The following is a 26,782-nucleotide window of genomic DNA, read 5'->3' as shown; positions in this document are numbered from 1 at the left end:
TCACCGCCCCGTCAACCGGTTGCCGAGTTTCGCCAGACGCGACGGCGGCCCGCCCGATGCCTCGGCCCGATCTGCCGCTGCATAAAGCGCATACATCCCGTGTACGCCCAGCCAGCGCAGCGGCTCGGCTTCCCATTTCCGTGGCGCGCGGTTGACCCAAGGCAATCGCGTCAGCGCCGTCTCTCCCCCGATCACCAGATCGCACAGCGTCCGCCCCGACAGGTTCGAGGTCGACACCCCGACCCCCACATAGCCCCCCGCCCAGCCGATCCGCGTCACCGGATCGAAGCCCACGGTCGCGCACCAGTCACGCGGCACGCCCAGCACCCCGCACCACGCGTGATCGATCCTTGCGCCTTTCGCGGCCGGAAAATGCCTGTGCAGAATGGCCGTCAGGCGGCGCACAGTCTCGGCATCCGGCGTGCCGTTCTCGTCGATGGCCGACCCGAAGCGATAGGGCACGCCCCGCGCCCCCACGGTGATCCGCCCTTCGCGCGTGCGCTGGCAATAGCAATAGGCATTGGCGAAATCTCCAAGGATTTCATGCCCCTGCCATCCGATCCTGTCCCAGATATCCTGCCCCAATGGCTCGGTCGCGATCTGGGCCGAATTCATCGGCAACCATTCGCGCTTCAGACCGGGCAGTGTGGCGGTAAAGCCTTCGGTGCATCGCAGGATCGTCCGCGCCGCGATGCGCCCCTTGTCCGTCAGCACCTCGCCCGACGCAAAGGAGGTGACCGCAGTCTCCTCGACGATCCGCACCCCCATCCGTTCGACCACCGATGCCAGACCGCGCACCAGTTTCGCGGGCTGCACCCGCGCCACCCCTTCCACCAGCATCGCCCCCAGCGTGCCCGGAATGTCGACGCGGCTCTTCGACTGGCCCGCCCCGATCAGATGCGCCCGCACCTCGCCCCAGTGCCGCCGATGCGCCACCTCGGCCTCGGCCCGCGCCAGTTGCGCCGGGGTGGTCGCCACCATGATCTCGTCGGTCCGCAGGATGTCGGCCTCGATCCCCTCGGCCCCGGCCACGCGGATCACTTCGTCCACCGTCCCGTTCATCGCCTGAACCATCGCCCGCACGGCAGCTTCGGACGATCCCTTCAGGTATTTCTCGTGGCTCCAGGCAAAACCGCCCGAAAGCCAGCCCCCGTTGCGGCCCGAGGCACCGAAACCCGCAAACTCCTTCTCGACGACGATGATCGAAAGCGAAGGGTCCGCCTGTTTCAGGTAATAGGCCGACCAAAGCCCCGTATAACCCGCCCCGATGATGCAGACATCGCATTCGGCATCCCCCGCAAGGGCCGGGCGGCGGGCGGGCAGGCCGATATCGGCATACCAGAAGGAAACGTCACCAAGGCGGGCAGGCTGTGTCATGCGCCAAGCCTAGCCGCGCGGCGGGGGCTGTCAGGCCGGAAAACGACAGCGGCGGTCGTGCCCATGCGTTTTTTGACGCAAAAAACGCGCCGGAATTTGACGCAAATTCCGGTCCCCTGCCCGAAGGCGCGGCCCCGAAATCTGCGTCAGATTTCGTCGCGGAGTTTGCGTCAAACTCCGCCCCCCGTATCAGAAGAACGCCTGCAATCCGGTGATCGCACGGCCCAAGATCAGCGCATGGACGTCATGCGTGCCCTCGTAGGTGTTCACGGTTTCAAGGTTCACCATATGGCGCATGATCTGGAAATCTTCCTGAATCCCGTTGCCGCCATGCATGTCCCGCGCCCAACGCGCCGCATCCAGCGCCTTGCCGCAATTGTTGCGCTTGACGATAGAGATCATCTCGGGCGCCGCATTCGCCTCGTCGAGCAACCGCCCGACCCGAAGCGAGGCCTGAAGCCCCAGCGAAATCTCGGTCATCATGTTGGCAAGCTTCAACTGGTAAAGCTGCGTTCCGGCAAGCGGCTTGCCGAACTGCTTGCGGTCAAGCCCGTATTGCCGTGCGGCATGCATGCAGAACTCGGCCGCGCCCAGCACGCCCCATGAAATGCCGTACCGCGCACGGTTCAGACAGCCGAACGGCCCCTTCAGCCCCTCGACATTCGGAAGCAGCGCATCCTCGCCCACTTCCACATCCTTCATCACGATCTCGCCGGTGATGCTGGCCCGAAGCGACAGCTTCCCGCCCACTTTCGGAGCCGACAGCCCCTTCATGCCCTTCTCCAGCACGAAGCCCTTGATCTTGCCGCCATGCGCCTCCGACTTGGCCCAGACGACAAAGACATCCGCGATGGGCGCGTTGGAAATCCACATCTTGGCGCCGTTCAGCACATAGCCGTTCGCGGTTTTCTTCGCCGTGGTCTTCATACCGGCAGGGTCCGACCCCGCATCGGGTTCGGTCAGGCCGAAACAGCCGATCCATTCGCCCGATGCCAGTTTCGGCAGGAACTTCTGCCGCTGTGCCTCGGTGCCATAGGCATAGATCGGATACATCACGAGGCTTGACTGCACCGACATCATCGACCGGTAGCCGCTGTCGACCCGCTCGACCTCGCGGGCAATCAGGCCATAGGCCACATAGGACGCCCCCAGCCCGCCATATTCCTCGGGAACGGTCACCCCCAGCAATCCCATCTCGCCCATCTCGCGGAAGATCGCGGGATCGGTCTCTTCCTCGCGATAGGCTTTGACCACCCGCGGTTGCAGCTTTTCCTGCGCATAGGCACGCGCGCCGTCGCGCAGCATCCGCTCTTCCTCGGTCAACTGGTCTTCCAGACGGAAGGGGTCCTCCCAATCGAACCGCCCCAGATCGGGCGCATCCTTGGCTTTCAGCTTGGGGGAATCGAGGCTCATGGCGGTGCTCCTGTTGGCTTGCCTGTTGTATGCCCCATGACTTCGTGAGAAGATAGCGAAGCTTTCTCGATACTAATTGAGCAAAACGCAATGTATTCCCGCCGCAACTTCCCCTCTCTCTCGGGCCTTCTGGCGCTCGAGGCCGTGGCCCGCCTCGGCACGGCCAGCGCGGCGGCGGCAGAACTGAACCTGACCGCGGGCGCCATCAGCCGCGCCCTGCAAGAGGCCGAGGCGACCCTTGGCCAGACCCTTCTGGTCCGCGACCGCCAGCGCCTGCGCCTGACCCCTGCGGCGCGGGACTATGTGTTGCAGGTCCGCCGCGCGCTCGACGGGCTGACAGGGGCCGCCCACCGCTTGCGCAGCGGGGCAGGGGATGTGCTGACCCTTGCGATCCTTCCCGCCTTCGGCATGCACTGGCTCGCCCCGCGCCTGCCCGCGTTCCGTGCGATCCATCCCGAAATCCCGCTCAACCTCGCGACCCGACTGCGTCCCTTCGACCTTGCCGCCGAAGGGGTCGATGCCGCCATCCATTACGGCCGCGCCGACTGGCCCAATGCCGAGCATCTCTTGCTGATGCAGGAAGAGGTGCTTCCCGTCTGCGCCCCCGCCTTCCTGCGCGCCCCTCTGGCGCGGGCCGAGGATATCCTGACCCGTCCGCTTCTGATGATCGAAAGCCGCACCGGCGATTGGGGCCGCTGGCTTGCGGCTCAGGGCCTTCCGGGGCAGCGCCCGCAGGCCATGATGTTCGACCAGTTCGCCACCATGCAGCAGGGCGCGATCCACGGTCTCGGCATCGCCCTTCTGCCCAGCTTCCTTGTCGCCGAAGACCTTGCCGTGGGCCGCCTCGTCCCCGCATGGGGCAAGCCCGTGCCATCCAATGGCGCCTATTGGCTGGTCTGGCCGAAAGACGTCGCCCCGCGCCCGCAACTCCTGGCCTTCCGCGACTGGATCGCGGGCCTTCTGCCGGCTGCCTAGGCGACAGGTCTGGGATTGGTAGGCCCGGAGGGACTCGAACCCCCAACCAAGGCGTTATGAGCGCCCTGCTCTAACCATTGAGCTACAGGCCCACGCTTTTCGTGGTTACCACGACCGTTCCGAAGGTCAAGCACCCAAGCCCTCGTTGCGCAAGCCCGCGCAATCGTCTATGCGCCAGCGCATCAGCGATCAGCGGCGGAGAGACTCCATGACGAACGGCCTTACCTATGCTCAGGCAGGCGTGGACATCGACGCAGGCAATGCCCTTGTCGAACGCATCAAACCCGCCGCCAAGCGCACCAGCCGGTCCGGCACCATGTCCGGTCTCGGCGGCTTCGGCGCGCTCTTCGACCTCAAGGCCGCGGGCTACAGCGACCCGATCCTCGTCGCCGCGACCGACGGGGTGGGAACCAAGCTGCGCATCGCCATCGACACCGGCAACGTGGACACGATCGGCATCGACCTCGTCGCCATGTGCGTGAACGATCTGGTCTGCCAGGGCGCCGAACCGCTGCTCTTTCTCGACTATTTCGCCACCGGCAAGCTTGATGTCGATCAGGCCACCCGCATCATCGAAGGCATCGCCCTCGGCTGCGAACGCTCGGGCTGCGCGCTGATCGGCGGGGAAACCGCCGAAATGCCGGGCATGTATCACAAGGGCGATTTCGACCTTGCCGGTTTCGCCGTCGGCGCGATGGAGCGCGGGGCCGACCTGCCCGCAGGGGTGCGGGCGGGCGACGTGATCCTCGGCCTCGCCTCGGACGGGGTGCATTCCAACGGCTACAGCTTCGTGCGCAAGGTCGTCGAACTGTCCGGCCTGTCGTGGGACGCCCCGAACCCCTTCGGCACCGGCACCCTGGGCGAGGCGCTCCTCGCCCCCACGCGCCTTTACGTCAAACAGGCCCTCGCCGCGATCCGCGCGGGCGGCGTGCATGCCTTGGCCCATATCACCGGCGGCGGGCTCACCGAAAACCCGCCCCGCGTATTGCCCGAAGGGCTGGCCTGCGAAATCGACCTGACGGCATGGTCCCTGCCACCGGTGTTCCGCTGGCTGGCCAAGACCGCCAATATCGCCGAGGCCGAAATGCTCAAATCCTTCAACTGCGGCATCGGCATGATCCTCGTGGTCGAGGCGTCCCGCGCCGATGATCTGGCAGCCCTCCTGCGCGAACAGGGCGAAACCGTCTGCACCCTCGGCCGCGTCGTCGAAGGCGAAGGCGTGATCTACAAGGGCAAACTTCTGTGACCAAACGCACGGCCATCCTGATCTCCGGTGGCGGTTCGAACATGCTGGCGCTCCTGCGCGATATGGAACAGGCGGGCCACCCCGCCCGTCCGGTCCTCGTGGCCGCAAACGATCCCGCGGCCGCGGGCCTCGCCAAGGCGGCAGCGCAGGGCGTTGCGACCGCCGCCGTCGACCACCGCGCCTATGGCAAGGACCGCGCCGCCTTCGAGGCCGCACTGCTCCAGCCGCTCCTTGCCGCCGAACCCGACATCGTGCTTCTCGCGGGCTTCATGCGCGTCCTGACCCCCGCTTTCGTGATGCGTTTCGCGGGGCGCATGCTCAACATCCACCCCTCGCTCCTGCCGAAATACCCCGGCCTGCACACGCACCAGCGCGCCATCGACGCGGGCGATACGCAGGCCGGCTGCACCGTTCACGAAGTGACCCCCGTCCTCGATGACGGTCCCATCCTCGGTCAGGCCCGCGTTCCGGTCCTCGCCGGCGACACCGAGGCCACGCTTTCCGCCCGCGTGCTGGTGCAGGAACACCGCCTCTACCCTGCCGTCCTGCGCCGTTTCGCGGCAGGCGACAGAACCCCCCTCTTTCTCTGATCCGCCTCAGCCCCCCGCTTCAGCCTTGCGGAAATACTCCGGGGGTGCGGGGGCTGGCCCCCGCCTTTGCGCCCGCGCGGCCATCACAGACCAAACTCTTTCAATTTCCCCACAATCCTTTATAGCGGGTCCTGCGGGATGACCCCGTGCCCCCTCTGGCCGATCGGAAGGCATATGCGCACCATCACCACGACCGAAGATCTTGCCGCCTTCTGCGAAGCTGCAAAGACCCAGGCCTACGTCACAATCGACACCGAATTCCTTCGCGAGCGGACCTATTGGTCCAAGCTCTGCCTGATCCAGATGGCGCTTCCCGGCAAAGGCGGCGATGCCGTGCTGGTCGATCCCATCCTCGGCGAAGACATGTCGATGGAACCGCTCTACGACCTCTTCCGCCACAAGGGCACGGTCAAGGTGTTCCACGCCGCGCGGCAGGATCTCGAAATCTTCTTCGTCGAGGGCAATGTCTTTCCCGAACCGCTCTTCGACACGCAGGTCGCGGCGATGGTCTGCGGTTTCGGCGAACAGGTCGGCTACGAGACGCTGGTGAAAAAGATCGCCCGCGAGAACCTCGACAAGACCTCGCGCTTCACCGACTGGTCGCGCCGCCCGCTCACCACGGCGCAGGCCGAATATGCGCTGGCCGATGTGACCCACCTGCGCGAAATCTACGAATGGCTCTCGGCACAGCTTGCCAAGAACGGCCGCACCAAATGGGTCGAGGAAGAACTCGCCATCCTCACCGATCCCGCCACCTACACCGTCCATCCCGACGAGGCGTGGCTCCGCGTCAAGACCCGCACGACCTCGGGGCGCTTTCTCGCGCTCGTCAAGGCGCTGGCCCGCTTCCGCGAGGAATATGCCCAAAAGCACAACGTCCCGCGCTCTCGCGTGATGAAGGACGACGCGCTTCTGGAACTCGCCTCGACCCGTCCCACGTCACTCGAGGAACTCGGCCGCTCGCGCCTCCTCCTGCGCGAGGGGCGCAAGCCCGAAATCGCCGAAGGGATCCTTGCCGCGGTCAAGGCCGGGCTCGAGATGAAGCCCGACGACATGCCCAAACCCGATCTGTCGCGCGAACAGCTTCAGGTCAATCCCGCCTTGGCCGATCTTCTGCGCGTTCTGCTCAAGGCGAAATCCGAATCCCTCGGCGTCGCGGCAAAGCTGATCGCCAACGCCTCCGACCTCGATGCCATCGCCGCCGGCGAACGCGATGTCGAAGCCCTCTCGGGGTGGCGTGCCGAAGCCTTCGGCGATGATGCCTTGCGCCTGTGCCGCGGTGAAATCGCGCTTTCGGCCAAGGGCAACGAAGTGCGGGTCGTGCGTCTCTGACGCCCGCCCGTCCTTACCGCCGCGCCCCTTAACGCCGCGCCCCTTAACGCCGCGCCCCTTAACGCCGCGACGACCGCGCGTTGGTCTCGCCCTGCACCACGATCTCGCGCACGCCTTCCAGCTTCTGCGGCGAGATGGAGACCGCCACCGTCACCTCGCGCGATTGCGGCGTGCCGACGGGCGCGTCGACCACGGGCGGAAAGACGCGGAAGTCATAGACCAGCACGCCGTTCTCGTCCAAAGGCCGCGGCACCAGTTCGGCATCCCACCAGCCTTGCGTCGGCATCACACCGGTCGCGCGGATGATCGCACCTGCCGAATAGGGTTCGACCTTCATGTCGGTGACCTGCGCCGCAAGCCCCCGCGTCTCGGCCTTCTCGCCGACCAGCTCGATCGACTCGCGCGCCTCGGACCGGCCGAACCAGTTGAACGGATTCAACTTCGATTTCGCCACATAGCCGCAGCCCGTCAAAGAAAGCGCCAGCAAGGCGGCAAGCAAAGCACGTGTCATCCCGGTCCCCCGTTCCTTGCCCTTGGGTAGACCATCGCCGCGCTTTTGAAAAGCACAGACACGTCGCCCCGACTGGACCTTTGCCCAAGGCGGGGCTACCTAGGGCCGGGATCAAGAGGATTGCACATGGCGACCGAAGCCTTCGACGACATCGCGGAAACCTTCGAATTCCTCGACGACTGGGAAGACCGCTACCGCCATGTCATCGAACTCGGCAAAGCCTTCCCCGCGATGGACGAGGCGCTCAAGGTTCCGGCCACCAAGGTTCAGGGCTGCGCCAGTCAGGTCTGGATCCAGCCGGTGATCGAAGCGGGCCGCTTCGACTTTCAGGGCGACAGCGACGCGATGATCGTCAAGGGGCTGATCGCCGTCCTCCATGCGCTTTACGCAGGCGTTCCCGTGGCCGAAGTCGCCCGCATCGATGCTGCGGCCGAACTCGCCCGCCTTGGCCTGACCGACCATCTTTCCGCGCAACGCTCGAACGGGCTGCGCGCTATGGTCGAACGCATCCGCAAGACCGCCGCCGAGGCCGCCTAGGCCCGCTGCACCGTCACTTCGGGGTAAAAGGCAAGGTAGCCTGCGATTCCCTCGACGCCCGCTTTCGGCGTCTCGTAGGTCCAGACCACATTCTCCAGCCGCCCCTCGGGGGTCACGACCGAATAATAGCTCGCCGTGCCTTTGTACGGGCAAACCGTCTCGCGCGGGCTGCGGTCGAGAAAGGCCATCGCCACATCCTCGCGCGGCACATAGATCACCGGTGCGCGACCGCCTTCGATCAACTCGACCGCCCGCGCCGTCTCTCCGATGATCGCCCCTTTGGCACGGATCGTATAGATGCCGCTCGCGGGCCTGATCGTGATCGTCGTCATCGCCACCCCCTCGCCGAAAGATCCCAGCTTGAGGATTAACCTTTCTCAAAGCAAGTCTCAGATCGGCGCGCAGGCAGCCTTCAGCCAATCCAGTGCCGCGGCGCTGACGCGCGGGCCGATCTTTGCCAGCACCTCGGCATGGTAGGCGTCCAGCCACTCGCGTTCCGCAGGCGCCAACCGCCCGGCAAGGATCAACCGCCGATCGAGCGGTACAAAGGTGAGCGTCTCGAAATCATATTGCACCCGCGCATCGCCGCGCGGCAGGGCAGGGGCCTCGCGCACCACGATCAGGTTTTCCAGCCTGATGCCGAAGCCGCCCTCGCGATAGTAGCCGGGTTCGTTCGAAAGGATCATCCCCGGCTCAAGCGGCACCTCGGAAATCCGGCTCAGCCGCTGCGGCCCCTCATGCACCGACAGAAACGCGCCGACACCATGCCCCGTGCCGTGGTCGAAATCCTGCCCCGCCACCCACAGATGATAGCGCGCAAAACCGTCCAGATCGCGCCCGGCAAGCCCTTTGGGCCAACGCACCCGCGAAATGGCGATCATGCCCTGCAACACGCGGGTATAGCATTCCCGCGCCTCGGCCCCCGGATCGCCCACGGCGATGGTCCGGGTGATGTCGGTGGTGCCGTCCTTGAACTGCGCCCCGCTGTCCACCAGCAACAATTCGTCGCGGCGCACGGGGCGGTTCGTCTCGTGTGTCACGCGGTAGTGCATGATCGCCCCGTTCGCGCCCGCGCCGCAGATCGTGTCGAAGCTGATGTCATGCAGCGCATTGGTCGCCCGCCGGTACCCTTCCAGCGCGGTCACCACGTCGATCTCGGTCAAGCCGCCCTTCGGCGCCTCGGCATCGAGCCACGCAAGGAACTCTGCCACCGCCGCCCCGTCGCGCAGATGCGCCTCGCGCATGCCGGCGATTTCGGCGGCATTCTTGCGCGCCTTGGGCCAACGGCAGGGATCATCGCCCCAGACCACCCGCGCACCCGTCACGGCCATCGACACCGCAAGCGGCGCGGTTCCCTTGTCCACCCGCACCACGCCCGACAGCCCCGACAGGGCGGCGGCGAAAGCCTCGGGCGGCTCCACCGTCACGCCCGCATCCAGCGCCGACGCCGCCTCGGGGGTGATCTTCGCCGGATCGGTGAACAGGCGCACCCCGCCATCGGCGGCCAGAATGGCAAAACCGTGCAGGATGGGGTTCCGCGGCACATCCGCCCCGCGCAGGTTCAACAGCCAGCAAATCGAATCCGGCAAGGTGATCACCGCAAAATCCTGTCCGGCCTCGCGCAGCCCCGCGCCAAGCCGCGCGCGCTTGGCCAGACTGGTCTCGCCCGCAAATTCGATCCCGTGGGGAAAGGCCAACCCTTTCGGCGGCGCAGGCTGGTCCGGCCAGACCGCATCAACGAAATTCCTTACAGCGCGCAGGGTTACGCCACGATCTTGCAAAACCGCTTCAAGTCGCTCGATCTCATCGGCCGTGTGCAGCCACGCGTCAAATCCGATCACGCCGCTTGCCAGATGCTCGCGGATCCAGTCGCCCGCCTTCACCTCGGGCCAGGGCACAGGGGTATAGACCGACAGATCCACCTGATGTTTGACCTGCACGCGGTAGCGCCCGTCGATGAACACCCCCGCCACATCCGGCAGCACCACCGCAAAGCCTGCCGATCCGGTAAACCCCGTCAGCCACGACAACCGCTCATCCCGTGCCGCGACATATTCCCCTTGGTGCGCATCGGCGCGCGGCACCAGAAACCCGGCAAGGCCCTCGGCCCCCAGCGCCGCCCGCAGCGCCGCCAGCCGCACGGGCCCCTTGGACGGGTCGGATGTCGTCTCGAAACTCTGGAACATCGCGCCCCTCATCTTCTGTCTGTAACTCTCCTCGGGGCGCAGGGGGGCAGGCAGCCCCCCTTTTATCCGGCCCGCCGCTGCGATCCGCCGCCAAAGCCCTTGGCGCGCTTCTTCGGGTCCGCCTCGAAGAGGCTGGCCAGCTGCTCGGTCATCGCCCCTGCAAGCTGCTCCACATCGGTGATCGTCACCGCCCGCTGGTAATAGCGCGTCACGTCATGGCCGATGCCGATGGCGATAAGCTCGACCTGCCGCCGCCGCTCGACCATCGCGATCACATCGCGCAGGTGCTTTTCAAGGAAATTCGCCGCATTGACCGACAGGGTGGAATCATCGACCGGCGCACCGTCCGAAATCACCATCAGGATCTTCCGCGCTTCGGGCCGATGCACCAGACGCCGCTGCGCCCATTCCAGCGCCTCGCCGTCGATGTTTTCCTTGAGCAGCCCTTCCTTCATCATCAGCCCCAGATTGGGCCGCGCCCGCCGCCACGGCGCATCCGCCGATTTGTAGATGATGTGCCGCAGATCGTTCAGCCGCCCCGGTCCCTGCGGACGCCCCTGCGCCAGCCACCGCTCGCGGCTCTGCCCGCCCTTCCACGCCCGCGTGGTAAAGCCGAGGATTTCGACCTTCACCGAACACCGCTCCAGCGTGCGCGCCAGAACATCGGCGCAGATCGCCGCGATGCTGATCGGGCGGCCCCGCATGGACCCCGAATTGTCCAGCAGCAGCGTCACGCAGGTATCGCGGAACTCGGTGTCCTTCTCCTGCTTGAAACTCAGCGGCGTCGTCGGGTTCGCCACCACCCGCGCAAGACGGCCCGCATCCAGCGTGCCCTCCTCGAGGTCGAACAGCCACGAGCGGTTCTGTTGCGCCTGCAAGCGCCGCTGCAACTTGTTCGCCAAACGGCTGACAGCCCCCTTCAGGGGTTCCAACTGCTGGTCAAGATAGGCCCGAAGCCGTTCAAGCTCGGCCGGTTCGGCCAGTTCTTCTGCGCGGATTTCCTCATCGAAATCCGTGGTATAGACGGTATAGTTCGGATCGGCATCCGAATAGGGGGCAGGCGGCGGCGGCTCGAGCGGCGCTTCGCCTTCCGGCAGTTCGGCCTCGTCGCCCTGTTCCATGTCGGCGCTGTCCTCCATCGTGACCTGCGCCTGACTTTGGTCCTGCTGCTCCTCCTGGCTGCGTTCGGGTGCCGCTTCCGAGTCGTCCTGCTCCTGCTCTTCCTCGCCCGCGCTGTCGGGGCTGTCCTGATCTTCCTCGGCCTCGCCTTCCTGATCGTCGGGGTCGTCCTGATCGGGGTCGTCGCCCAACTGGTCGCCATAGCCCAGATCGGAAATCACCTTGCGCGCCATCCGCGCAAAGGCGGCCTGATCCGACAGCACATGGTCAAGCGTTTCCAGCGTCCCGCCGGCCTGTTCCTCGATGAAGCCGCGCCACAGGTCGGCGACATTCGCCGCGCCCTTGGGCAGGTCGCGCCCCGTCGCCATCTGCCGCACAAGCAGACCCGCCGCCACCGCCAGCGGGGCATCCTGCGCCGAGGTGATCTGGCTATACCCCTTGCGGTCGGCCTCATGCGCGATCTTGGCGTCGATGTTCACCGCCGTGCCGGGCATGGCCCGCGCACCCACCGCCTCGCAACGGGCGGTCTCCATCGCATCATATATCTCGCGCGCAAGGTTGCCCGTGGGCGCATAGCGGTTCGACACCGCATCGTCATGATACTTGCGCCGCATCGCATAGGCATCCGCCGTGCCGCGGGCAAGCATCACCTCGTCGCGCGTCATACGTCGGCTGACCTGCGGCAGGCGCACGCCTTCCTTGTTCATCCCCGGCGGGTCGACGGAATAGCTGACCGTCATGTCCGGATCGTCGGCCAAGGTCTTGGTCGCCTCGGCCAAGGCTTTCTTGAAAGGGTCGGCGGGATTGTTGTCTTGCGGCTTGCTCATGGCCCACATTTGCACCGCGCAAGGGCGGGGGCAAGGGGGCAGGGCGCGCCTTTCAGCCCAGAAGCATATCGGTGCAGGCCGCCCCCAGCGCCCGCGCCTGCCGTGCCGCCCGATGCGCGGGATCGGGGCCGAACGCCGCCTGGTCGAGCAGCGCGCGATAGGCCCATTTTGCATCGACCCGCAGCCCCATCAGATGCGGCACCTGATCGGGCAGCGCCACCGCCTCCAGCAGATCGGCCATGGCATCGCGTTTTGCCCGCGTCGCCTCAGACGCAGGCCCGTCCGTCAGGAACTGGTGCTCCATCAGCGCCGAAAGCCTGCCGGTGCAGATGGCGAACCATTCGGGGTCGGGGGCCGTCTGGGCAATGGCGGGGCTGGCCTGTGGAAACATGCACAGGACGAGGGGGGCGAGATATGTTCGCAGACCGCTCATGAATGCAGCGTGGCACAAGGAATAGCGCCAATCAATCAGGCAGTTTGAAAACTTTCACGACCAGTCCGGCATGGTGTTCAAAGCCCGGGCGCAACCCTTGCCGCCCCCGCCTACCTTGCCTTGCGACCCGCGCCATCGCGCGCCCGGCCCAAAGGAAATGGGCGCAAAGGTTCCCCCCGCGCCCAAAACCCTGTCGGCCCAAAACCCTGTCGGCCCGAAATCCGTCACCCGTTACGGCTTACTTCATCGCCGTGCTTGCCGCGCTTTCCGGCAGTTCCTCGCCAAAGCAGCGCTGGTAGAACTCGGCCACCGTCTGCCGCTCCAGCTCGTCGCATTTGTTCAGGAACGACAGCCGGAACGCATAGCCCAGATTGCGGAAAATCTCGGCATTCTGCGCCCAGTTGATCACCGTGCGCGGGCTCATCACCGTCGAAAGATCGCCGTTCATGAAAGCCGTCCGCGTCAGGTCCGCAACCGTCACCATCTGGTTGATCTGCTTGCGCCCTTTTTCCGTGTTGTAATGCGGGTTCTTCGCCAGCACGATCGCGGCCTCGGCATCATGGCTCAGATAGTTCAGCGTCGCGACAAGCGACCAGCGGTCCATCTGCGCCTGGTTGATCTGCTGCGTGCCGTGGTAAAGCCCCGTGGTGTCACCCAGACCCACCGTGTTCGCCGTGGCGAACAGGCGGAAGGACGGGTGCGGGGTGATGATCTCGTTCTGGTCCAGCAGCGTCAGCTTGCCGTCATGCTCCAGCACGCGCTGGATCACGAACATCACGTCCGCGCGCCCCGCATCATATTCGTCAAAGACGATGGCCACGGGGTTGCGCAGCGCCCAGGGCAGGATGCCTTCGTGGAATTCCGTCACCTGCTTGCCGTCGCGCAGCTTGATCGCGTCCTTGCCGATCAGGTCGATCCGGCTGATATGGCTGTCGAGGTTCACCCGCACGCAGGGCCAGTTCAGCCGCGCCGCCACCTGTTCGATATGCGTGGATTTGCCCGTGCCGTGATAGCCTTGAATCATCACGCGGCGGTTATAGGCGAAGCCCGCCAGAATCGCCAAAGTGGTGTCCGGGTCGAACTTGTAGGTGGGGTCGATCTCGGGCACGCGGTCGGTGCGGTCAGCGAACCCCTTCACTTTCATTTCGGTGTCGATGCCGAAGACATCGCGGACCGAGATTTCTTCGGTGGGTTTCATCACAGTGTCCAGCATTCCGACCGCCATAAAATTCGCATCGCCCCGCAGGGCCGTTCAAAGATGTGTGGAACATAACGCGGGGGGCCGCAAGGGGAAGGGCGGCAGGGATTGCGTCGCAAGCGACATGCGCCAGCCCCTTGGCTTGGCCCGTCCTGCCATCGTATCAAGCGCAATGACCGCAAAACACCGCCTTGTCCTTGCCCTGCTGATCGGGGTTTTCACCGCCTCGGCGCTTGGCCGCGTCGATCTCGGCGCCGATACCGAACCCTCGGTGCTGAATTCTGCGCTGTTCCGGCTGGGGCTGATTCCCGCCATTCTTGCCGGCTGGGTTGCGGCCCCGCAGCTTGGGCAAGGCTGGGTCAGGGCGGTCCTGACCTGTCTGGCCGTGGTTCTGGTGGTCGCGGTTCCGCTCGGCCTCTATGCGGGGCGGGGGGCATTGGGCCTTGTGCTGGCCCTGCCGCAGCACAACCTCGCGCTGGCCTCGCTGGCCCTCGCGCTGGTCGCACCGCAAATCCTCGCCCTGCGTCAGTCGCGGAAGTAACGGCTGTCCTTGATCTGGTCCCAGGCCCAGACAACCTCTTGCAGACGGTCTTCGTCGCTGCGGTCGCCGCCGTTCATATCGGGGTGAAGATCCTTCACCAGGCTTTTGTATTGCTTGCGAATCTCGGTCCGCGTCCAGGTGTCGCGCGCGTCCAGAATCTCGATCGCCTTGCGCTCGGTCGCGGGCAGTTTGCGCGTGGCGTTGCTGGTCGGCTTGGGCGGGTTGATCGTGGACTTGTCGCCCAGAATCGCCATCGGATCATCGACCCCCAGCCGTTGCCAGGCCCGCCCCTCGTCGGCCTTCTTGCCAAAGGGCTGCGTCTCGCGCCCCCACAGCCTGTCCTTGTCGAGGAACTTCTGGAATTCCTCGTCCGTCGTGCCCTGAAAGAAATTCCATTTCAGGTTGTATTCGCGGACGTGCTCCTTGCAGAACCAGAAATACTCGTCGAGCAGATCGGGCGATTTCGGCGCGCGATAGGCCCCCTGTTCCTTGCAGTCGGGATATTCGCACATCTTCTGCGAGGTCTCGAAAGCCCCCGACATGCCGCGCCTGCCGGTCTTGCGGCGCTTCTTGTCCGACGAGACGCGGAGATCGAATTCAAACGGGGGTCGCGTGCTCATGGGTCTGGCTTGCCTTTCCGACTCGGAGGCGAGAGTTTAAGGCTTCTCGCGCCGGATTGAAGGGGGGAGGGAAGGAAAATGCCCGTGACATGCAAATGACCATCACCGAAGAGCTGACAGCCCGCCTCACCGAAGCCTTCGCCCCCAGCGAATTGCGCGTGGTGAACGACAGCCACCGCCACGCGGGCCATTCCGGCGACGATGGCAGCGGCGAAAGCCATTTCAGCGTGCGGATCCGCGCCGCCTCGCTTGCGGCGATGGGCAGGGTCGACCGCCATCGCGCCGTGCAGCGCGCACTTGGTGACCTCAACAGCCGCATCCACGCCCTCGCACTCGATATCGGCTGATCGGGCAGGGGGGCGCGCGCAGCGCCCCGCCCGTCAGACGGCGTGAATGCGGCTGCGGGCCTTGGCTTCCAGCCTGCGGCGATGCAGCACAGGCTCGGTATAGCCCGAGGGTTGTTCCCGCCCCTTGAACACCAGATCGCAGGCCGCCTTGAAGGCCACACCGTCGAAATTCGGCGCCATCGGCAGATAGGCCCGGTCGCCCGCGTTCTGCCTGTCGACCACCGCCGCCATCTTGCGCAGCGCCGCCATCACCTGCGCCTCGCTGACAACGCCGTGGTGCAGCCAGTTGGCCAGCGCCTGCGCCGAAATCCGGCAGGTGGCGCGGTCCTCCATCAGCCCGACGTCATGGATGTCCGGCACCTTGGAACAGCCCACGCCCTGATCGACCCAGCGCACCACATAGCCCAGAATGCCCTGCGCGTTGTTCTCGATCTCGGCGCGCACCTCGGCCTCCGACCAGTTGACCCCCTCGGCCAGCGGGATCGTCAGCAGATCGTCCAGCCTGCCCCGCGCTCCGCCCGCCGCGATCTCGTCTTGCCGGGCCAGCACATCGACACGGTGGTAATGCGTCGCATGCAGCGTCGCCGCCGTGGGCGAGGGCACCCATGCACAGGTGGCACCCGCCCTTGGATGCGCGATCTTCTGCTCCAGCATCGCGGCCATCAGGTCGGGCATGGCCCACATCCCCTTGCCGATCTGCGCGCGGCCCTTCAAGCCGCAGGCAAGGCCGATGTCCACGTTGCGGTCCTCGTAGCTCTTGATCCAGGCGGCGTTCTTCATCTCGCCCTTGCGCACCATCGCCCCGGCTTCCATGCTGGTGTGGATCTCGTCCCCCGTCCGGTCGAGGAAGCCCGTGTTGATGAATGCAACGCGGTTCTTCGCGGCGCGGATGCATTCCTTTAGGTTGGCACTGGTGCGCCGCTCCTCGTCCATGATCCCCAGCTTCACCGTATGGCGCGGCAGGCCCAGACAGGCCTCGACCCGATCAAAGATCGTGCAGGCGAATGCCACTTCCTCGGGGCCGTGCATCTTGGGTTTCACCACATAGACCGACCCGTGCAGCGAATTGCGCGGCCCGTCCGTCTTTTGCAGGTCATGCATGGCGCAAAGCGTGGTGACAAAGGCATCCATGATCCCTTCCCCCACCTCGCGCCCCTCTTGGTCAAGCACGGCGGGGTTGGTCATCAGATGCCCGACGTTCCGCACCAGCATCAGGGCGCGGCCCTTCAGCGTCAGCGGTGCGCCATCGACTGCGGTAAACGCATAGTCGTCGCGCAGGCGCCGCTCGATCGTCTGGTCGCCCTTGGCCACCATCTCGACCAGATCGCCCCGCATCAGGCCCAGCCAGTTGCCGTAAGCCACGACCTTGTCCTCGGCATCCACCGCCGCGACGCTGTCCTCGCAATCCATGATCGCCGACATGGCGGCTTCCATCCGCAGATCGGCCACGCCTGCCTTGTCGACCGACCCGATGCGGTTCAGCGGATCGATCCGCAACACCAGATGCAAGCCGTTGTTCCTGAGCAGGATTGCCGAAGGCTGCGCCGCCTCGCCGCGATATCCGGCGAATTGGGCGGGGGTCCTCAGCGCCGGAACCAGCGCCCCGCCCTCGACGCGGTAGCCCGTCACATCCGCATGGCTGCCCTTTGCAAGCGGGGCCACATCGTCCAGAAACGCCTTGGCCCATGCGATGACCCGCTGCCCGCGCGCCGGGTCATAATCCTTGCCTATGGGTGCATCCCCCAAGGCATCGGTGCCGTAAAGCGCATCGTACAGCGATCCCCAGCGCGCATTCGCCGCGTTCAGCGCATAGCGCGCGTTCATCACCGGAACCACAAGCTGCGGCCCCGGCACCTGCGCGATTTCGGGATCGACGCCTTCGGTCTCGATACGGAAATCCGGCCCCTCGGGCAGCAGATAGCCGATCTCGGCCAGAAAGGCGCGGTATGCTTCTGCGTCAAAGGCCTGCCCGCGCCGCGCCACATGCCAGGCATCGATCCGCGCCTGCAGATCCGCGCGTTTGGCAAGCAGCGCGCGGTTCACGGGGCCAAGCTCTGCCACCGCCGCCGCAAACCCCGACCAGAAGCGGTCAGCCGCAAGGCCGGTTCCGGCCAGCGCCCTTTCCTCGACGAAGGCCACCAGCCGCGCATCCACGGAAAGCCCGCTTCTCTCGATCCGTGCCATGCGTCGTCTCCTTCTCGCGGTCGGTATGCCACGGCACACCATAGCTGCGGCAGGCGGGGGCTTCAACAAAGCCCCCGTGCAGATTTGCCCGCAAAGCCGAACATCACCTTTCGGCTTTGCCCGAAAATCGCGAAACTTTGCCGAATGGCTAAGTTTCCCTGTCGCGACTCGCCCTGGCATGTTACTTAGCCATATGGCTAAGCATGACCCCGACCTTTCGCTGCTCTTTCACGCACTCTCCGACCCGACCCGTCGGGCGATGCTCGAACGCCTTGCCTGCGGCCCTGCGGCGGTGACCGAACTTGCCGGTCCCAGCGGGCTCAAGCTGCCCACCATCCTGCGCCACCTTTCGGTGCTGGAACAGGCGGGGCTGATCCATTCGGCCAAGGATGGCCGCATCCGCTCCTGTCGGCTGAACCCGCAGGCGCTCGACCCGATGAAAGGCTGGCTCGACACCCAGCGCGCCCAGTGGGAGGCGCGTCTCGACCGGCTGGACGATTACGTAACCAAGTTGATGACCGCCCGGATGGAAAAGGACACCGCGCCATGACCCCAGACCTCTTGCCCGGCTACGACCCGGACCTCGACCTCGTCCTCGAACGCGAGGTGAATGCCCCGCGTGACCTGCTCTACACCTGCTGGACCACGCCCGAGCATCTGGTTCACTGGTTCGTGCCCAAGCCGCATTCCGTTACGAAATGCGAACTCGACGTAAGGGTTGGCGGAGCCTGCAACACGACCTTCAACGTCGACGGGGTCGAGATGGACAACAACGGCGTCTACCTCGAGGTGGTCCCCAACGAGAAGCTCGTCTTTACCGACGCCTACAGCGCCGGCTGGAAACCCGCGCCCGAACCCTTCATGACCGCGATCCTGCTCTTTGCCGATGCGGGGCAGGGCCGGACGAAATATACCGCCATCGCCCGCCACCGCAGCGCCGAAACCGCCAGACAGCATGCGGCGATGGGCTTTCATGACGGCTGGGGAACCGTGGTGACCCAGCTCGAGGCCTATGCGCAGGGTCTGATGGCAAGGGGCGCGAAATGAAGGATTACCCCGCCGACCGCACATTGCTGATCCGCCGCGTCATCGCAGCCCCCGTCGACACCATCTGGGGCGCATGGCTGAACCCCGAGTCGCTGCCCAAATGGTGGGGGCCGGACGGCTTCTCCTGCCGCACCAAGCGCATCGACCTGCGTCAGGGCGGCGAATGGGTCTTCGACATGATCGCCCCCGACGGCACGGTCTTTCCCAACCACCACCGCTACACCCTTGTCCGGCCACAAACCCGCATCGAATACACCCTGCTCTGGGGCGAGGACGGCCCGAAACACGCCGATGCATGGGTCGATTTCGAACCCGAAGGTCAGGGAACGCAGGTCACTCTCGGCATGGTCATGGTCACGGTCGAGGAATACCGCAATGCCAAGGGCTTCGGGGCCGAGGCTCTGGGCTTGCAAACCCTGGGCAAACTTGCCGCCATCATCGGCGCGGCCTGATCGCGGAGAGATTCGGCACCACCCCGGGGCAGGGGGCGCGCAGGCGCCGCCTGCCGCGCCGGTCAGCCCTGCCGCTCTTTGCGCTTCGCTTCGGTCCTGCACCGGTCGGAACAGTATTTCACCTCGTCCCAGACCTTTTCCCACTTCTTGCGCCAGGCAAAGGGTCGCCCGCAGCAGATGCAGGCCTTTTCCGGCAGATCGCCCTTCTTGCGCATCTTCGCCATCTACAGATCAAAGCTCATCTGCGCCCCGCCCGCGCCGCGTCCGGCCCCCTCGCGCCGGCGCAGGATGCGGCTGCGGTCATTGACAAAGCGGCCATCGCCCGACGGGCTTGCATGGCGCTCCACCACCTCGAACGCGGCCTCGCGGAACCCCGCCTCGCGCCGCAGCGCCCCGCAAGCCTCGCGCGCGGCCCGCGCGCTCGCGGCCACATCCACCACCGGTTCGGGATAGAGCCGCCCGAGCAACCCGCGCGCGCCGGGCCATTTCCACGGCTCCTGCAGGAACCCGTCCGGCACGCCCGCCAGTTCCGGCACCCAGCGCCGTGTGAAAACCCCCGTCGGATCCTGCTCCAGCCCCTGTTTCACGGGGTTGTAGATGCGCAGCGCGTTGATTCCGGTCACCCCCGATTGCATCTGCACCTGCGGCCAGTGGATGCCCGGTTCGTAATCCGTGAAGCGCCGCGCAAGAATGGGCCCCGTCGCCCGCCAATCCAGCCAGAGGTGATACGAGGCGACCGACATCACCATCGCCCTTGCGCGAAAGTTCAGCCAGCCCGTCGCCCGCAGATAGCGCATGCAGGCATCCACATAGGGCATCCCCGTCTCGCCCTTTTCCCAGGCCGCAAGCCGCAGCGCATCGGCTTCGCGCGGTCGCAACCCGTCTGCCGCGCGATGCAGCGCGCGCCATTCGATCGCAGGCTCGCTTTCCAGTTTCTGCATGAAATGGTCGCGCCATGCCATGCGCGACTGGAAACTCGCCAAAGCCCCGCCCCAGCGTCCGCCCGGCCGCTCTGCCTGCCGCGCCTGCACGGCCTGCACCACCTCGCGCCCCGACAAGGCCCCCGCCGCCAGATGCGCCGACAGCCGCGAACAGGCCCGTTCCGCCGTAAGGGGCGACGACATCGCGCTGCGATAGGGCTCGCCCCGCTGCGTCAGGAACCCGTCGAGCAGCCGCAAACCCTGCGCCCGCCCGCCCGCTTGCCGATGCGCGCAAGGATCATCCGCCAGCCGCAGCGCCCGCGCAGGCGGGATTGCCCCCGGTTCCACCCCGCGCACCGCGCGCAGGGCCACGGGCGCAGACGGCACGGCGGCGGCCATCACCGCATCGCGCCGGCCTGCCCACCCCTCGCGCCGCGCCAGCCGCCGTATCACGCCCTGCTGCGGCACTTCCACCCAATCCACCCCCGCCGCCTTGGCCCATGCCGCAACGCGCCTGTCACGGGCAAAGGTCCAGCGGTTTCCGGTTTCCTCATGGCTGATGATGCGCGCGATATCATGCTGGCGGCAAAGCCGGTCCAGCACCTCGACCGCATCGCCCACCCGCACCACAAGCGGCGCACCCAGCGCCGCTGACCCGTCGCGCAATTCCGTCAGGGTTTCCGCCGTAAAGGCCCATTGCCGTGCCGAGGTGTCGGGCAGCCGCCAATAATCCGGCTCGACGATGTAAAGCGGCAGCACCGCCCCCGTTTCGCCGGCAAGCGCAAGGGCGGCATTGTCTTCGATGCGCAGATCGCGCTTGAACCAGACGAGAACATTCATGGAACATTTATCTAGCGGCGGCGGCAGATTCGTAAAGCCCCTTTGGCTGTCCCTTGCCAAACTCCCCGCTTCCATGCGTCCTTGGCCCCAGCCATTCAGGACATTGCCATGACCGACCCCGCCGCCTTTCTCCGCTCTCTCTTCGACCGCGCGGTTCAGGTGGCCGATCCGATGCAATCGCTGGCCCGCGTGCTGCCCGCAAAGCCGCAGGGCCGCGTTGTGGTGATCGGCGCGGGCAAGGCCAGCGCCCGCATGGCCGAAGCGGTCGAATCCGTCTGGGGCCCCTGCGACGGCCTCGTCATCACCCGTTACGGCTATGCCCGCCCCTGCAAGGGCGTGCGCATCGTCGAAGCCGCCCATCCCGTCCCCGATGCCGCAGGTCTTGCCGCGACCGATCGGATGCTGGCCCTCGCAGGCTCGCTCGGCGCAGGGGATTTCGTCCTCTGCCTCGTCTCGGGCGGGGCCTCGGCCCTGCTTGTCGCCCCCGCCAAAGGCGTGACGCTGGCCGAGAAACAGGCGGTTAACGCGGCACTTCTTGCGTCGGGCGCGCCCATCGACAAGATGAACACGGTCCGCAAGCACCTCTCGCGCGTCAAGGGCGGCCAACTTGCCGCCGCCGCCTTTCCCGCCCGCATGCTTACCCTGATGATCTCGGACGTCCCCGGCGACGATCCTGCCTTCATCGGCTCTGGCCCCACCGTGGGTGACGCATCGACCCCCGCCGATGCCTTGGCCATCCTCGCGCGCTGGAACATCGCCGTTCCCGCATCGGTCACGCAGGCGCTCTCGCGTCCCTCGGGCGTTGTCGCCCCCTTTGACCCGCGCCTGTCACGGGTGGAAAATGTCATCTACGCCGCGCCCGCCCAATCATTGCACGCCGCGGCGCAGCTTGCCCGCGAACGGGGCTGCGAGGTCCGCATCCTCGGCGACGCGATCGAGGGCGAGGCCCGCGACACCGCCACCCGCATGGCCGCCGAGGCGCTGGCCCTGCAAGCCAGCCGCAACGCCGCCGACCCGCCGCTGCTGCTTCTGTCGGGCGGAGAGCTGACCGTCACAAGACGAGGCGACGGAATCGGCGGGCCCAACGCCGAATTCTGCCTTGCGCTCGCCCTTGCCCTGAACGGCGCGGCGGGCATCCATGCCATCGCCTGCGATACCGATGGCGTCGATGGCGCGGCCGAAGTGGCAGGCGCCATCGTCACCCCCGAAACGCTGCGCCGTGCCACGGCTCTCGGCCTCGACGCGGCCGCATTCCTTGCCCGCAACGACGCGCACAGTTTCTTCGCCGCCCTCGGCGCGCAGGTCGTCACCGGACCCACGCTGACCAACGTCAACGACTTCCGCGCGATCCTGATCGGCTAGATCGCGGCCAAGCGGCGAAAGGCCTGCTCTCCCTCGACGACAAAGCGCAGCATCCGGTCCGACGCGCCCACCACATCCCGCGCGGCAAAAGCCGCGAGCAGTTCGCGCTGCCCCGCGATCACCACGGCATGCGAGACGGGGTCGCGCATCGTTGTCAGCCGCACGGTCTGCACCTGCGCCATGTAGCGGCGGATCGTATCGAGCAGCGCACGGTTCGGCACCATCGACAGCCAGCCGCTGCGAAACCGCTCCGAGGCGCGGAAGAACAGCGGAATATCCCCGCTGCCCAAGGTGCCCTGCGCCTGTTCGACCGCCTGCGCCAGCGCGTCCAGCCGTTCCGGCGTCATCGCCTGCGCCGCCATCGCCGCCGCGCGCGGCTCGAGCAGGCGGCGCAGTTCGAACACCTCAAGCACCTCGGCGGGGGTCAGGCTGGGCAGGGTGAAGCCGCGCGTTGTGGCCACCAGATAGCCCTCCGCCGCCAGTTGCAGCAGCGCATCCCGCACCGGCATGCGCGACACCCCCAGTTCCATCCCGAGGTTCACGTCCACCAGACGGTCCTGCCAGCCCACCTCGCCATTCTGGATGCGGGTCAGCAGCAGGTCATAAATTCGGTCGCGGTGGCTTTGTCGGGACATGATCTGGATACAGTTTCCTGCCCCGTTTCTGCCGATCTTTCCGCAGTCTGGCAAGTTTTTGCTCGTTCTTGGCGGAATTAAACTATTTCAAGCCCAAAACATCGCTTGAAATGGATACGGAATCTGCGACGCTTTCCCCAGATCGGTCCGGCGCGAATCCATCGCGGCCCAAGGGCCGGCGCCAACAGGAGGAACGCCATGACCAACACGACACGCCGCACCTTCGGCCTTGCCGCCATCTTCGCCCTCGGCTTCGGCATGACCGCCGCCACCACCGCCTTCGCGCAGGACGCGCTCAAGGTCGGCTCCTATCCCGCCAACCCCCCGTGGGAGAACAAGACCGAAAGCGGCGCCTTCGAAGGGTTCGAAGTCGACATCGTCAACGAAATCGCCAAGCGCATGGGCACCACGGCCGAAATCAACGGCATGGATTTCAAGGCGCTTTTCGTCGCCTCGGCCTCGTCCCGTGTCGATATGGTCATCTCGTCGCTCACCATCACCAACGAACGCCTCGAAAGCCAGTCCTTCACCCAGCCCTACGTCGAGGGCGCGCTTGGCATCGGCGTCAAGGAAGGGTCCGACATCACCTCGGCCGAGGGGCTCAAGGGCAAGATCGTCGGCTCCATCGCCACCTCCTTCCCCGAAAGCTGGCTGAAAGAGCGTGAAGCCGAACTCGGCTATGCCGAATACAAAAGCTACGACACCACCGCCAACATGCTGACCGACCTTGCCAATGGCCGCATCGACGCCGCCGTCAACGATGTGGTCGGCCTGCGCTACGCCTTTGCCCAGATGCAGGGCCTCGCCGTGGCGACCGAAATCAAGACGGGCGAGAAATTCGCGATCATGATGCCCAAGGGCTCGGACAAGCTGGAAGCGGTCAACCAGATCATTTCCGACATGAAGACCGATGGCACGATGGCCGCGATCTACGAGAAATGGCTTGGCGTCGCCCCCGCGGCCGACAGCTTCACCGTCACCCCGATGCCGGTTCCCACCTCGGCCGACTGACCCTTGGGGCAGGGGGGCGCATCGCCCCCCGCCCATCCCTTACCTCAGGTCTCCCCGATGTTCGCCCATCTCGCCTCGGTGCGCCTCGACGTACCCTTCGACCACGCCTTCGATTGCCTGAGCGACGGTCACCGCCTTGGCCGCTGGGCGCTCGGCTCGATGGACCTGCGCCCGACGGGCGAACCCGGCCTCTGGCGCGGCACCTCGCTGTTCGACGGCTCGGGGGCCGAGGTCGAAATCCGCCCCGACCGCCGCCTTGGCCTGATCGACTTCTATCTTGGCCCCGCAGGCGCGCGCGTGCCGCGCGTCAGCATCCGCGTGGCCTCCGGCCCCGACTGGGGCCTGCCCGAAACCGCCTGCCTCGTCGCCATGACCACATGGCGCGCGGGCTGGATGGACGATGCGCGCTGGCAGCGCACCTGCAAGACCCACGAACTCGAGGTGCTCTTGTTCAAATCCCAGATCGAACAGGGCTGGAAGGCCGCGCCATGACCCCCGCCGCATGGCGCGCCCGTTTCCGCGCGGGCGAAGTGCGCCAGACCGCAGCACTTTGCCCGGGCTACATGCAGGCAAACATCGCCATCATCCCCGCCGCATGGGCCGATGATTTCGAAGCCTTCCTGCGCGCCAATCCGGCAGCCTGCCCGATGCTCGCACGGGGGACGGCGGGCGAATGGGGCCTGCCCGCGCTTGGAGATTTCGACCTGCGCCACGACCTGCCGCTCTACCGCCTGTTCCGCAACGGCCAGGCCGTCGCCCGCGTGCAGGATGTGGCCGACCACTGGACCCCCGACATGACGGCCTTTGCCATCGGCTGCTCGCTCAGCTTCGAGGCGGCGCTGGTCGCAGCAGGCGTCTCGTTGCGCTGCCACGGGGCGGGGCGCAGTTGTTCGGCCTTCGACACCGCCATTCCCAACCACGCGGCAGGCGGCTTCGGTGGCAGGCTCGTCGTCTCGATGCGCGCCATTCCCGCCGATCAGGTCGCACTCGCCACCGTCATCACCAAGGCCCATCCCGAAACCCACGGCGCCCCCGTCCATGCGGGCGATCCCGCCGCCATCGGCGTCGACCTCACGCGCCCCATCGACGGAATCGGCCTGACCGATCTTCTGCCCGGCGAGGTTCCGGTTTTCTGGGCCTGTGGCGTGACGATGGAGCGCGCCATCGCCTCGGCCCGATTGCCCTTTGCCATCACCCACGCCCCCGGTCACATGCTGATCACCGATCATCGTCTGAAAGGCCTGACATGAGCGTCGTCGACATCTTCTTCAATCCCGACATCCTCTGGCGCTCGATCCCGATCCTGCTGCGGGGGCTTGCCAACACCATCCTGCTCGGCATCACCGCCATCGTGCTGGGCACGCTGCTCGGCCTTGGCCTCGCGATGGTGCGCCTTTACGCGATCCGCCCGCTGCAACTGCTCGCCATCGGATACACCGACCTCATGCGCGCCATGCCGGTGCTGGTGGTGCTGATCCTGATCTACTACGCGCTGCCCTTCGCGGGCATCGTGCTTTCCTCCTTTGCCGCTGCCGCCGTTGCCCTGTCGATGGTCTTTGCCGCCTATGCCGCCGAAGTGTTCCGCGCGGGCATCCAGTCGGTGCCCAAAGGCCAGTTCGAGGCGTCCGCCGCCCTTGGTCTCGGCTTCTGGTTGACCATGCGCAAGGTGGTCTACCCGCAGGCCATGCGCATCGTGATCCCGCCGCATGCCTCGAATTGCGTCAGCATCATCAAGGACACATCGCTCGCCTCGGTCGTCGCCATGTCCGACCTTCTCAAACAGGCGACCGACGCGCAGGCGCTTTTCGCCAACCCCACCCCGCTGATCGGTGCCGCACTGATCTATGTCGCCCTTCTCTGGCCGCTGGTGCGGCTGACCGGTTGGCTGGAGCATCGCTTCCAGCGCGCCTATATCCGCTAGGAAGACCCATGCAAGACGCCTATTTCCTCTATCACTCCATCGGCCAGTATCCCGGCAAGACCGAAGACCTCGCCCGTGCCATGACCGAATTCGCGGGGGTCTGGGGCGCCGCGAACGATGCGCAATGGGGCTATCTCTTGGGCGGGCGCGCGCGGTTCATCGACCGCTGGCGCGGCATCATCAACGCCCCCCAAGGCACGCTGACCACATCCGAAAGCGTGACGCAAAGCCTGCACATGCTGGTCACCGCCCTTCCGCCCGGACTGCTGCGCGGCAAACGCGTGCTGGTCGGCGCCGATTGCTTCCCCTCGAACCACTTCCTGCTGACCAGACTTGCCGAACGCATGGGATTTTCCCTCCATACCGTGCCCTTCCGCCAAGGCGCCGCCCATGTCGAGGACGAGGATTTCGCCGCCGCATGGGGGCCGGATGTCGGCCTTGCGCTGCTGACCTGGGTCTCGTCCACCACCTCGCACCGCATCGACCTTGCCGCCCTCGTCGCGCATGGCCGCAGCATGGGCAGCCTGATCGGGGTCGATATCACGCAGGCCGCCGGCCTTTTGCCCTTTGACGTGGCGGACCCTGCCGTCGATTTCACCATCTCGACCAGCCTGAAATGGATGTGCGGCACACCGGGGGCAGGGGTGCTGCATGTGGCCGAACCGCTGATCGCGCTGTGCCAACCCGAATTGCGTGGCTGGTTCAGTCAGGACAATCCCTTCAACTGGGACCTCGACCGTTTCGCCTATGCCCCCGACATCCGCCGTTTCGACAACGGCACCCCGGGATGCATGGCGGCCCTCGCCTCGCTTCCCGCGCTCGACTGGCACGCCAGCGCCGACCGCAAGGCCATCGCCGCGCAGAACCGCCGCCAGACCGCCCGCATCATCGCCGCCGCCGACGACCTGTCGCTGACCCTCGTCACCCCGCGCCCCGAAGCGCGTCGCGGCGGTTCGGTCATGCTGCGCATCGACCCGCCCGCGCCGCAAATCGTCGCCGCCCTGCGGGACGAGGGGATTTCGGCCGACTCGCGCGGCCAGACGCTGCGCCTCTCGCCCGGAATCGTCACCACCGATGACGGGGTCGAAACCCTCTGCGATGCGCTGCGCCGCCACCTGCGCCCCTGACCGCCCCCGCTTGCGGCATGAAAAACCCATC

The 26,782-nt window shown here is 66.2% G+C and carries 29 protein-coding genes and 1 tRNA gene; 16 read left to right on the top strand and 14 right to left on the bottom strand.

Annotated features, from left to right (window positions below; all coding sequences use genetic code 11):
* Positions 1-1,377, bottom strand: coding sequence for an NAD(P)/FAD-dependent oxidoreductase (locus tag H7F16_RS19625; RefSeq protein ID WP_241741349.1), 1,377 nt, complete (start codon positions 1,375-1,377; stop codon positions 1-3).
* 189 nt (positions 1,378-1,566) lie between these two features.
* Positions 1,567-2,790, bottom strand: coding sequence for an acyl-CoA dehydrogenase (locus tag H7F16_RS09680; protein WP_185797348.1), 1,224 nt, complete (start codon positions 2,788-2,790; stop codon positions 1,567-1,569).
* Positions 2,791-2,880: 90 nt separating this feature from the next.
* Here H7F16_RS09680 and H7F16_RS09675 point away from each other — a divergent pair, with 90 nt between their 5' ends.
* Positions 2,881-3,765: a LysR substrate-binding domain-containing protein gene (locus H7F16_RS09675; protein ID WP_185797347.1), complete on the top strand. Its 885-nt coding sequence runs from the start codon at positions 2,881-2,883 to the stop codon at positions 3,763-3,765.
* 16 nt (positions 3,766-3,781) lie between these two features.
* Here the strand turns inward: H7F16_RS09675 and H7F16_RS09670 are convergent.
* Positions 3,782-3,857: transfer RNA gene (locus H7F16_RS09670), tRNA-Ile, on the bottom strand.
* Positions 3,858-3,973: 116 nt separating this feature from the next.
* Here H7F16_RS09670 and purM point away from each other — a divergent pair.
* The 3 genes from purM to rnd all read left to right on the top strand — a co-directional run bounded on the left by purM (position 3,974) and on the right by rnd (position 6,933).
* Positions 3,974-5,011 (top strand): phosphoribosylformylglycinamidine cyclo-ligase, encoded by a 1,038-nt coding sequence (purM, locus tag H7F16_RS09665; RefSeq protein WP_185797346.1) that lies wholly within the window; start codon positions 3,974-3,976, stop codon positions 5,009-5,011.
* Positions 5,008-5,601 carry a phosphoribosylglycinamide formyltransferase gene (purN, locus tag H7F16_RS09660; protein WP_185797345.1) on the top strand — a complete coding sequence of 198 codons (594 nt, stop codon included), beginning with the start codon at positions 5,008-5,010 and terminating at the stop codon, positions 5,599-5,601. The genes purM and purN overlap by 4 nt, the downstream gene beginning before the upstream one ends.
* A 174-nt stretch (positions 5,602-5,775) precedes the next feature.
* Positions 5,776-6,933, top strand: coding sequence for a ribonuclease D (gene rnd / locus H7F16_RS09655; RefSeq protein WP_185797344.1), 1,158 nt, complete (start codon positions 5,776-5,778; stop codon positions 6,931-6,933).
* A 58-nt stretch (positions 6,934-6,991) separates the two neighbouring features.
* On the opposite strand, the gene H7F16_RS09650 is transcribed toward rnd, so the two are convergent.
* Entirely contained in the window at positions 6,992-7,444 is a 453-nt protein-coding gene (locus tag H7F16_RS09650; protein WP_185797343.1) for a hypothetical protein, read from the bottom strand.
* 126 nt (positions 7,445-7,570) lie between these two features.
* Here H7F16_RS09650 and H7F16_RS09645 point away from each other — a divergent pair, with 126 nt between their 5' ends.
* Positions 7,571-7,981 carry a SufE family protein gene (locus H7F16_RS09645; protein ID WP_185797342.1) on the top strand — a complete coding sequence of 137 codons (411 nt, stop codon included), beginning with the start codon at positions 7,571-7,573 and terminating at the stop codon, positions 7,979-7,981.
* Here H7F16_RS09645 and H7F16_RS09640 read toward each other — a convergent pair.
* The 5 genes from H7F16_RS09640 to cobS all read right to left on the bottom strand — a co-directional run bounded on the left by H7F16_RS09640 (position 7,978) and on the right by cobS (position 13,771).
* Positions 7,978-8,313, bottom strand: coding sequence for a DUF427 domain-containing protein (locus H7F16_RS09640; protein WP_185797341.1), 336 nt, complete (start codon positions 8,311-8,313; stop codon positions 7,978-7,980). The genes H7F16_RS09645 and H7F16_RS09640 overlap by 4 nt on opposite strands.
* A 57-nt stretch (positions 8,314-8,370) precedes the next feature.
* Positions 8,371-10,167 (bottom strand): aminopeptidase P family protein, encoded by a 1,797-nt coding sequence (locus H7F16_RS09635; protein ID WP_185797565.1) that lies wholly within the window; start codon positions 10,165-10,167, stop codon positions 8,371-8,373.
* Between the two features lie 62 nt (positions 10,168-10,229).
* Positions 10,230-12,113: a cobaltochelatase subunit CobT gene (gene cobT, locus H7F16_RS09630; RefSeq protein WP_185797340.1), complete on the bottom strand. Its 1,884-nt coding sequence runs from the start codon at positions 12,111-12,113 to the stop codon at positions 10,230-10,232.
* A gap of 52 nt (positions 12,114-12,165) precedes the next feature.
* Positions 12,166-12,546 carry a hypothetical protein gene (locus H7F16_RS09625; RefSeq protein WP_185797339.1) on the bottom strand — a complete coding sequence of 127 codons (381 nt, stop codon included), beginning with the start codon at positions 12,544-12,546 and terminating at the stop codon, positions 12,166-12,168.
* Positions 12,547-12,784: 238 nt separating this feature from the next.
* Complete coding sequence (gene cobS / locus H7F16_RS09620; protein WP_185797338.1) at positions 12,785-13,771, bottom strand: cobaltochelatase subunit CobS; 987 nt, start codon at positions 13,769-13,771, stop codon at positions 12,785-12,787.
* A 145-nt stretch (positions 13,772-13,916) separates the two neighbouring features.
* Here cobS and H7F16_RS09615 point away from each other — a divergent pair, with 145 nt between their 5' ends.
* Positions 13,917-14,285 (top strand): hypothetical protein, encoded by a 369-nt coding sequence (locus H7F16_RS09615; RefSeq protein ID WP_185797337.1) that lies wholly within the window; start codon positions 13,917-13,919, stop codon positions 14,283-14,285.
* On the opposite strand, the gene H7F16_RS09610 is transcribed toward H7F16_RS09615, so the two are convergent.
* Positions 14,270-14,905 (bottom strand): J domain-containing protein, encoded by a 636-nt coding sequence (locus H7F16_RS09610; RefSeq protein WP_185797336.1) that lies wholly within the window; start codon positions 14,903-14,905, stop codon positions 14,270-14,272. The genes H7F16_RS09615 and H7F16_RS09610 overlap by 16 nt on opposite strands.
* A gap of 95 nt (positions 14,906-15,000) precedes the next feature.
* Between H7F16_RS09610 and H7F16_RS09605 the strand changes: the two genes are divergently transcribed.
* Positions 15,001-15,252, top strand: a complete 252-nt coding sequence (locus tag H7F16_RS09605; protein WP_185797564.1) for a BolA family protein — start codon at positions 15,001-15,003, stop codon at positions 15,250-15,252.
* Between the two features lie 33 nt (positions 15,253-15,285).
* On the opposite strand, the gene H7F16_RS09600 is transcribed toward H7F16_RS09605, so the two are convergent.
* A complete protein-coding gene (locus H7F16_RS09600) occupies positions 15,286-17,436 on the bottom strand; it encodes a malate synthase G (RefSeq protein WP_185797335.1) in 2,151 nt (716 codons plus the stop codon).
* 193 nt (positions 17,437-17,629) lie between these two features.
* On the opposite strand from H7F16_RS09600, the gene H7F16_RS09595 reads away from it, so the two are divergent.
* Genes H7F16_RS09595 through H7F16_RS09585 form a run of 3 tightly spaced genes read left to right on the top strand, consistent with a single transcriptional unit; the run spans position 17,630 to position 18,935 of the window.
* A complete protein-coding gene (locus H7F16_RS09595) occupies positions 17,630-17,986 on the top strand; it encodes an ArsR/SmtB family transcription factor (RefSeq protein WP_185797334.1) in 357 nt (118 codons plus the stop codon).
* Positions 17,983-18,483 (top strand): SRPBCC family protein, encoded by a 501-nt coding sequence (locus H7F16_RS09590; protein WP_185797333.1) that lies wholly within the window; start codon positions 17,983-17,985, stop codon positions 18,481-18,483. Before H7F16_RS09595 ends, H7F16_RS09590 begins: the two co-directional genes overlap by 4 nt.
* Positions 18,480-18,935 (top strand): SRPBCC domain-containing protein, encoded by a 456-nt coding sequence (locus H7F16_RS09585; RefSeq protein ID WP_185797332.1) that lies wholly within the window; start codon positions 18,480-18,482, stop codon positions 18,933-18,935. The genes H7F16_RS09590 and H7F16_RS09585 overlap by 4 nt, the downstream gene beginning before the upstream one ends.
* 62 nt (positions 18,936-18,997) lie before the next feature.
* Here the strand turns inward: H7F16_RS09585 and H7F16_RS09580 are convergent, their stop codons facing one another.
* Together H7F16_RS09580 and H7F16_RS09575 are read right to left on the bottom strand one after the other, a co-directional pair.
* Positions 18,998-19,159 carry a DUF2256 domain-containing protein gene (locus H7F16_RS09580; RefSeq protein ID WP_185797331.1) on the bottom strand — a complete coding sequence of 54 codons (162 nt, stop codon included), beginning with the start codon at positions 19,157-19,159 and terminating at the stop codon, positions 18,998-19,000.
* On the bottom strand, positions 19,160-20,695 hold the full coding sequence (locus H7F16_RS09575) for an FAD-binding domain-containing protein (protein WP_185797330.1): 1,536 nt from the start codon (positions 20,693-20,695) through the stop codon (positions 19,160-19,162).
* Positions 20,696-20,803: 108 nt separating this feature from the next.
* Here H7F16_RS09575 and H7F16_RS09570 point away from each other — a divergent pair, with 108 nt between their 5' ends.
* Complete coding sequence (locus tag H7F16_RS09570; protein WP_185797329.1) at positions 20,804-22,057, top strand: glycerate kinase type-2 family protein; 1,254 nt, start codon at positions 20,804-20,806, stop codon at positions 22,055-22,057.
* Here the strand turns inward: H7F16_RS09570 and H7F16_RS09565 are convergent.
* On the bottom strand, positions 22,054-22,692 hold the full coding sequence (locus tag H7F16_RS09565; protein WP_185797328.1) for a GntR family transcriptional regulator: 639 nt from the start codon (positions 22,690-22,692) through the stop codon (positions 22,054-22,056). The genes H7F16_RS09570 and H7F16_RS09565 overlap by 4 nt on opposite strands.
* Positions 22,693-22,890: 198 nt before the next feature.
* Between H7F16_RS09565 and H7F16_RS09560 the strand changes: the two genes are divergently transcribed.
* From H7F16_RS09560 to H7F16_RS09540, 5 genes are read left to right on the top strand one after another with little or no spacing between them, the layout of a single operon-like run.
* The gene (locus tag H7F16_RS09560; RefSeq protein WP_185797327.1) at positions 22,891-23,703 is read left to right on the top strand and encodes an ABC transporter substrate-binding protein; all 813 of its coding nucleotides are present in this window, start codon (positions 22,891-22,893) and stop codon (positions 23,701-23,703) included.
* A gap of 57 nt (positions 23,704-23,760) precedes the next feature.
* The gene (locus H7F16_RS09555; protein WP_185797326.1) at positions 23,761-24,195 is read left to right on the top strand and encodes a hypothetical protein; all 435 of its coding nucleotides are present in this window, start codon (positions 23,761-23,763) and stop codon (positions 24,193-24,195) included.
* Positions 24,192-24,953 (top strand): D-glutamate cyclase family protein, encoded by a 762-nt coding sequence (locus H7F16_RS09550; protein ID WP_185797325.1) that lies wholly within the window; start codon positions 24,192-24,194, stop codon positions 24,951-24,953. The genes H7F16_RS09555 and H7F16_RS09550 overlap by 4 nt, the downstream gene beginning before the upstream one ends.
* Positions 24,950-25,624: an amino acid ABC transporter permease gene (locus tag H7F16_RS09545; protein WP_185797324.1), complete on the top strand. Its 675-nt coding sequence runs from the start codon at positions 24,950-24,952 to the stop codon at positions 25,622-25,624. Before H7F16_RS09550 ends, H7F16_RS09545 begins: the two co-directional genes overlap by 4 nt.
* Before the next feature lie 8 nt (positions 25,625-25,632).
* Positions 25,633-26,751 (top strand): aminotransferase class V-fold PLP-dependent enzyme, encoded by a 1,119-nt coding sequence (locus tag H7F16_RS09540; RefSeq protein WP_185797323.1) that lies wholly within the window; start codon positions 25,633-25,635, stop codon positions 26,749-26,751.
* Positions 26,752-26,782 lie beyond the last annotated feature (31 nt).

The sequence above is a fragment of the Paragemmobacter straminiformis genome, from assembly GCF_014243445.1.
GTDB lineage: Bacteria > Pseudomonadota > Alphaproteobacteria > Rhodobacterales > Rhodobacteraceae > Paragemmobacter > Paragemmobacter straminiformis.
The sequence above is the reverse complement of the archived record's forward strand: the minus strand, read 5'-3'. Positions and strand labels throughout refer to the sequence as shown.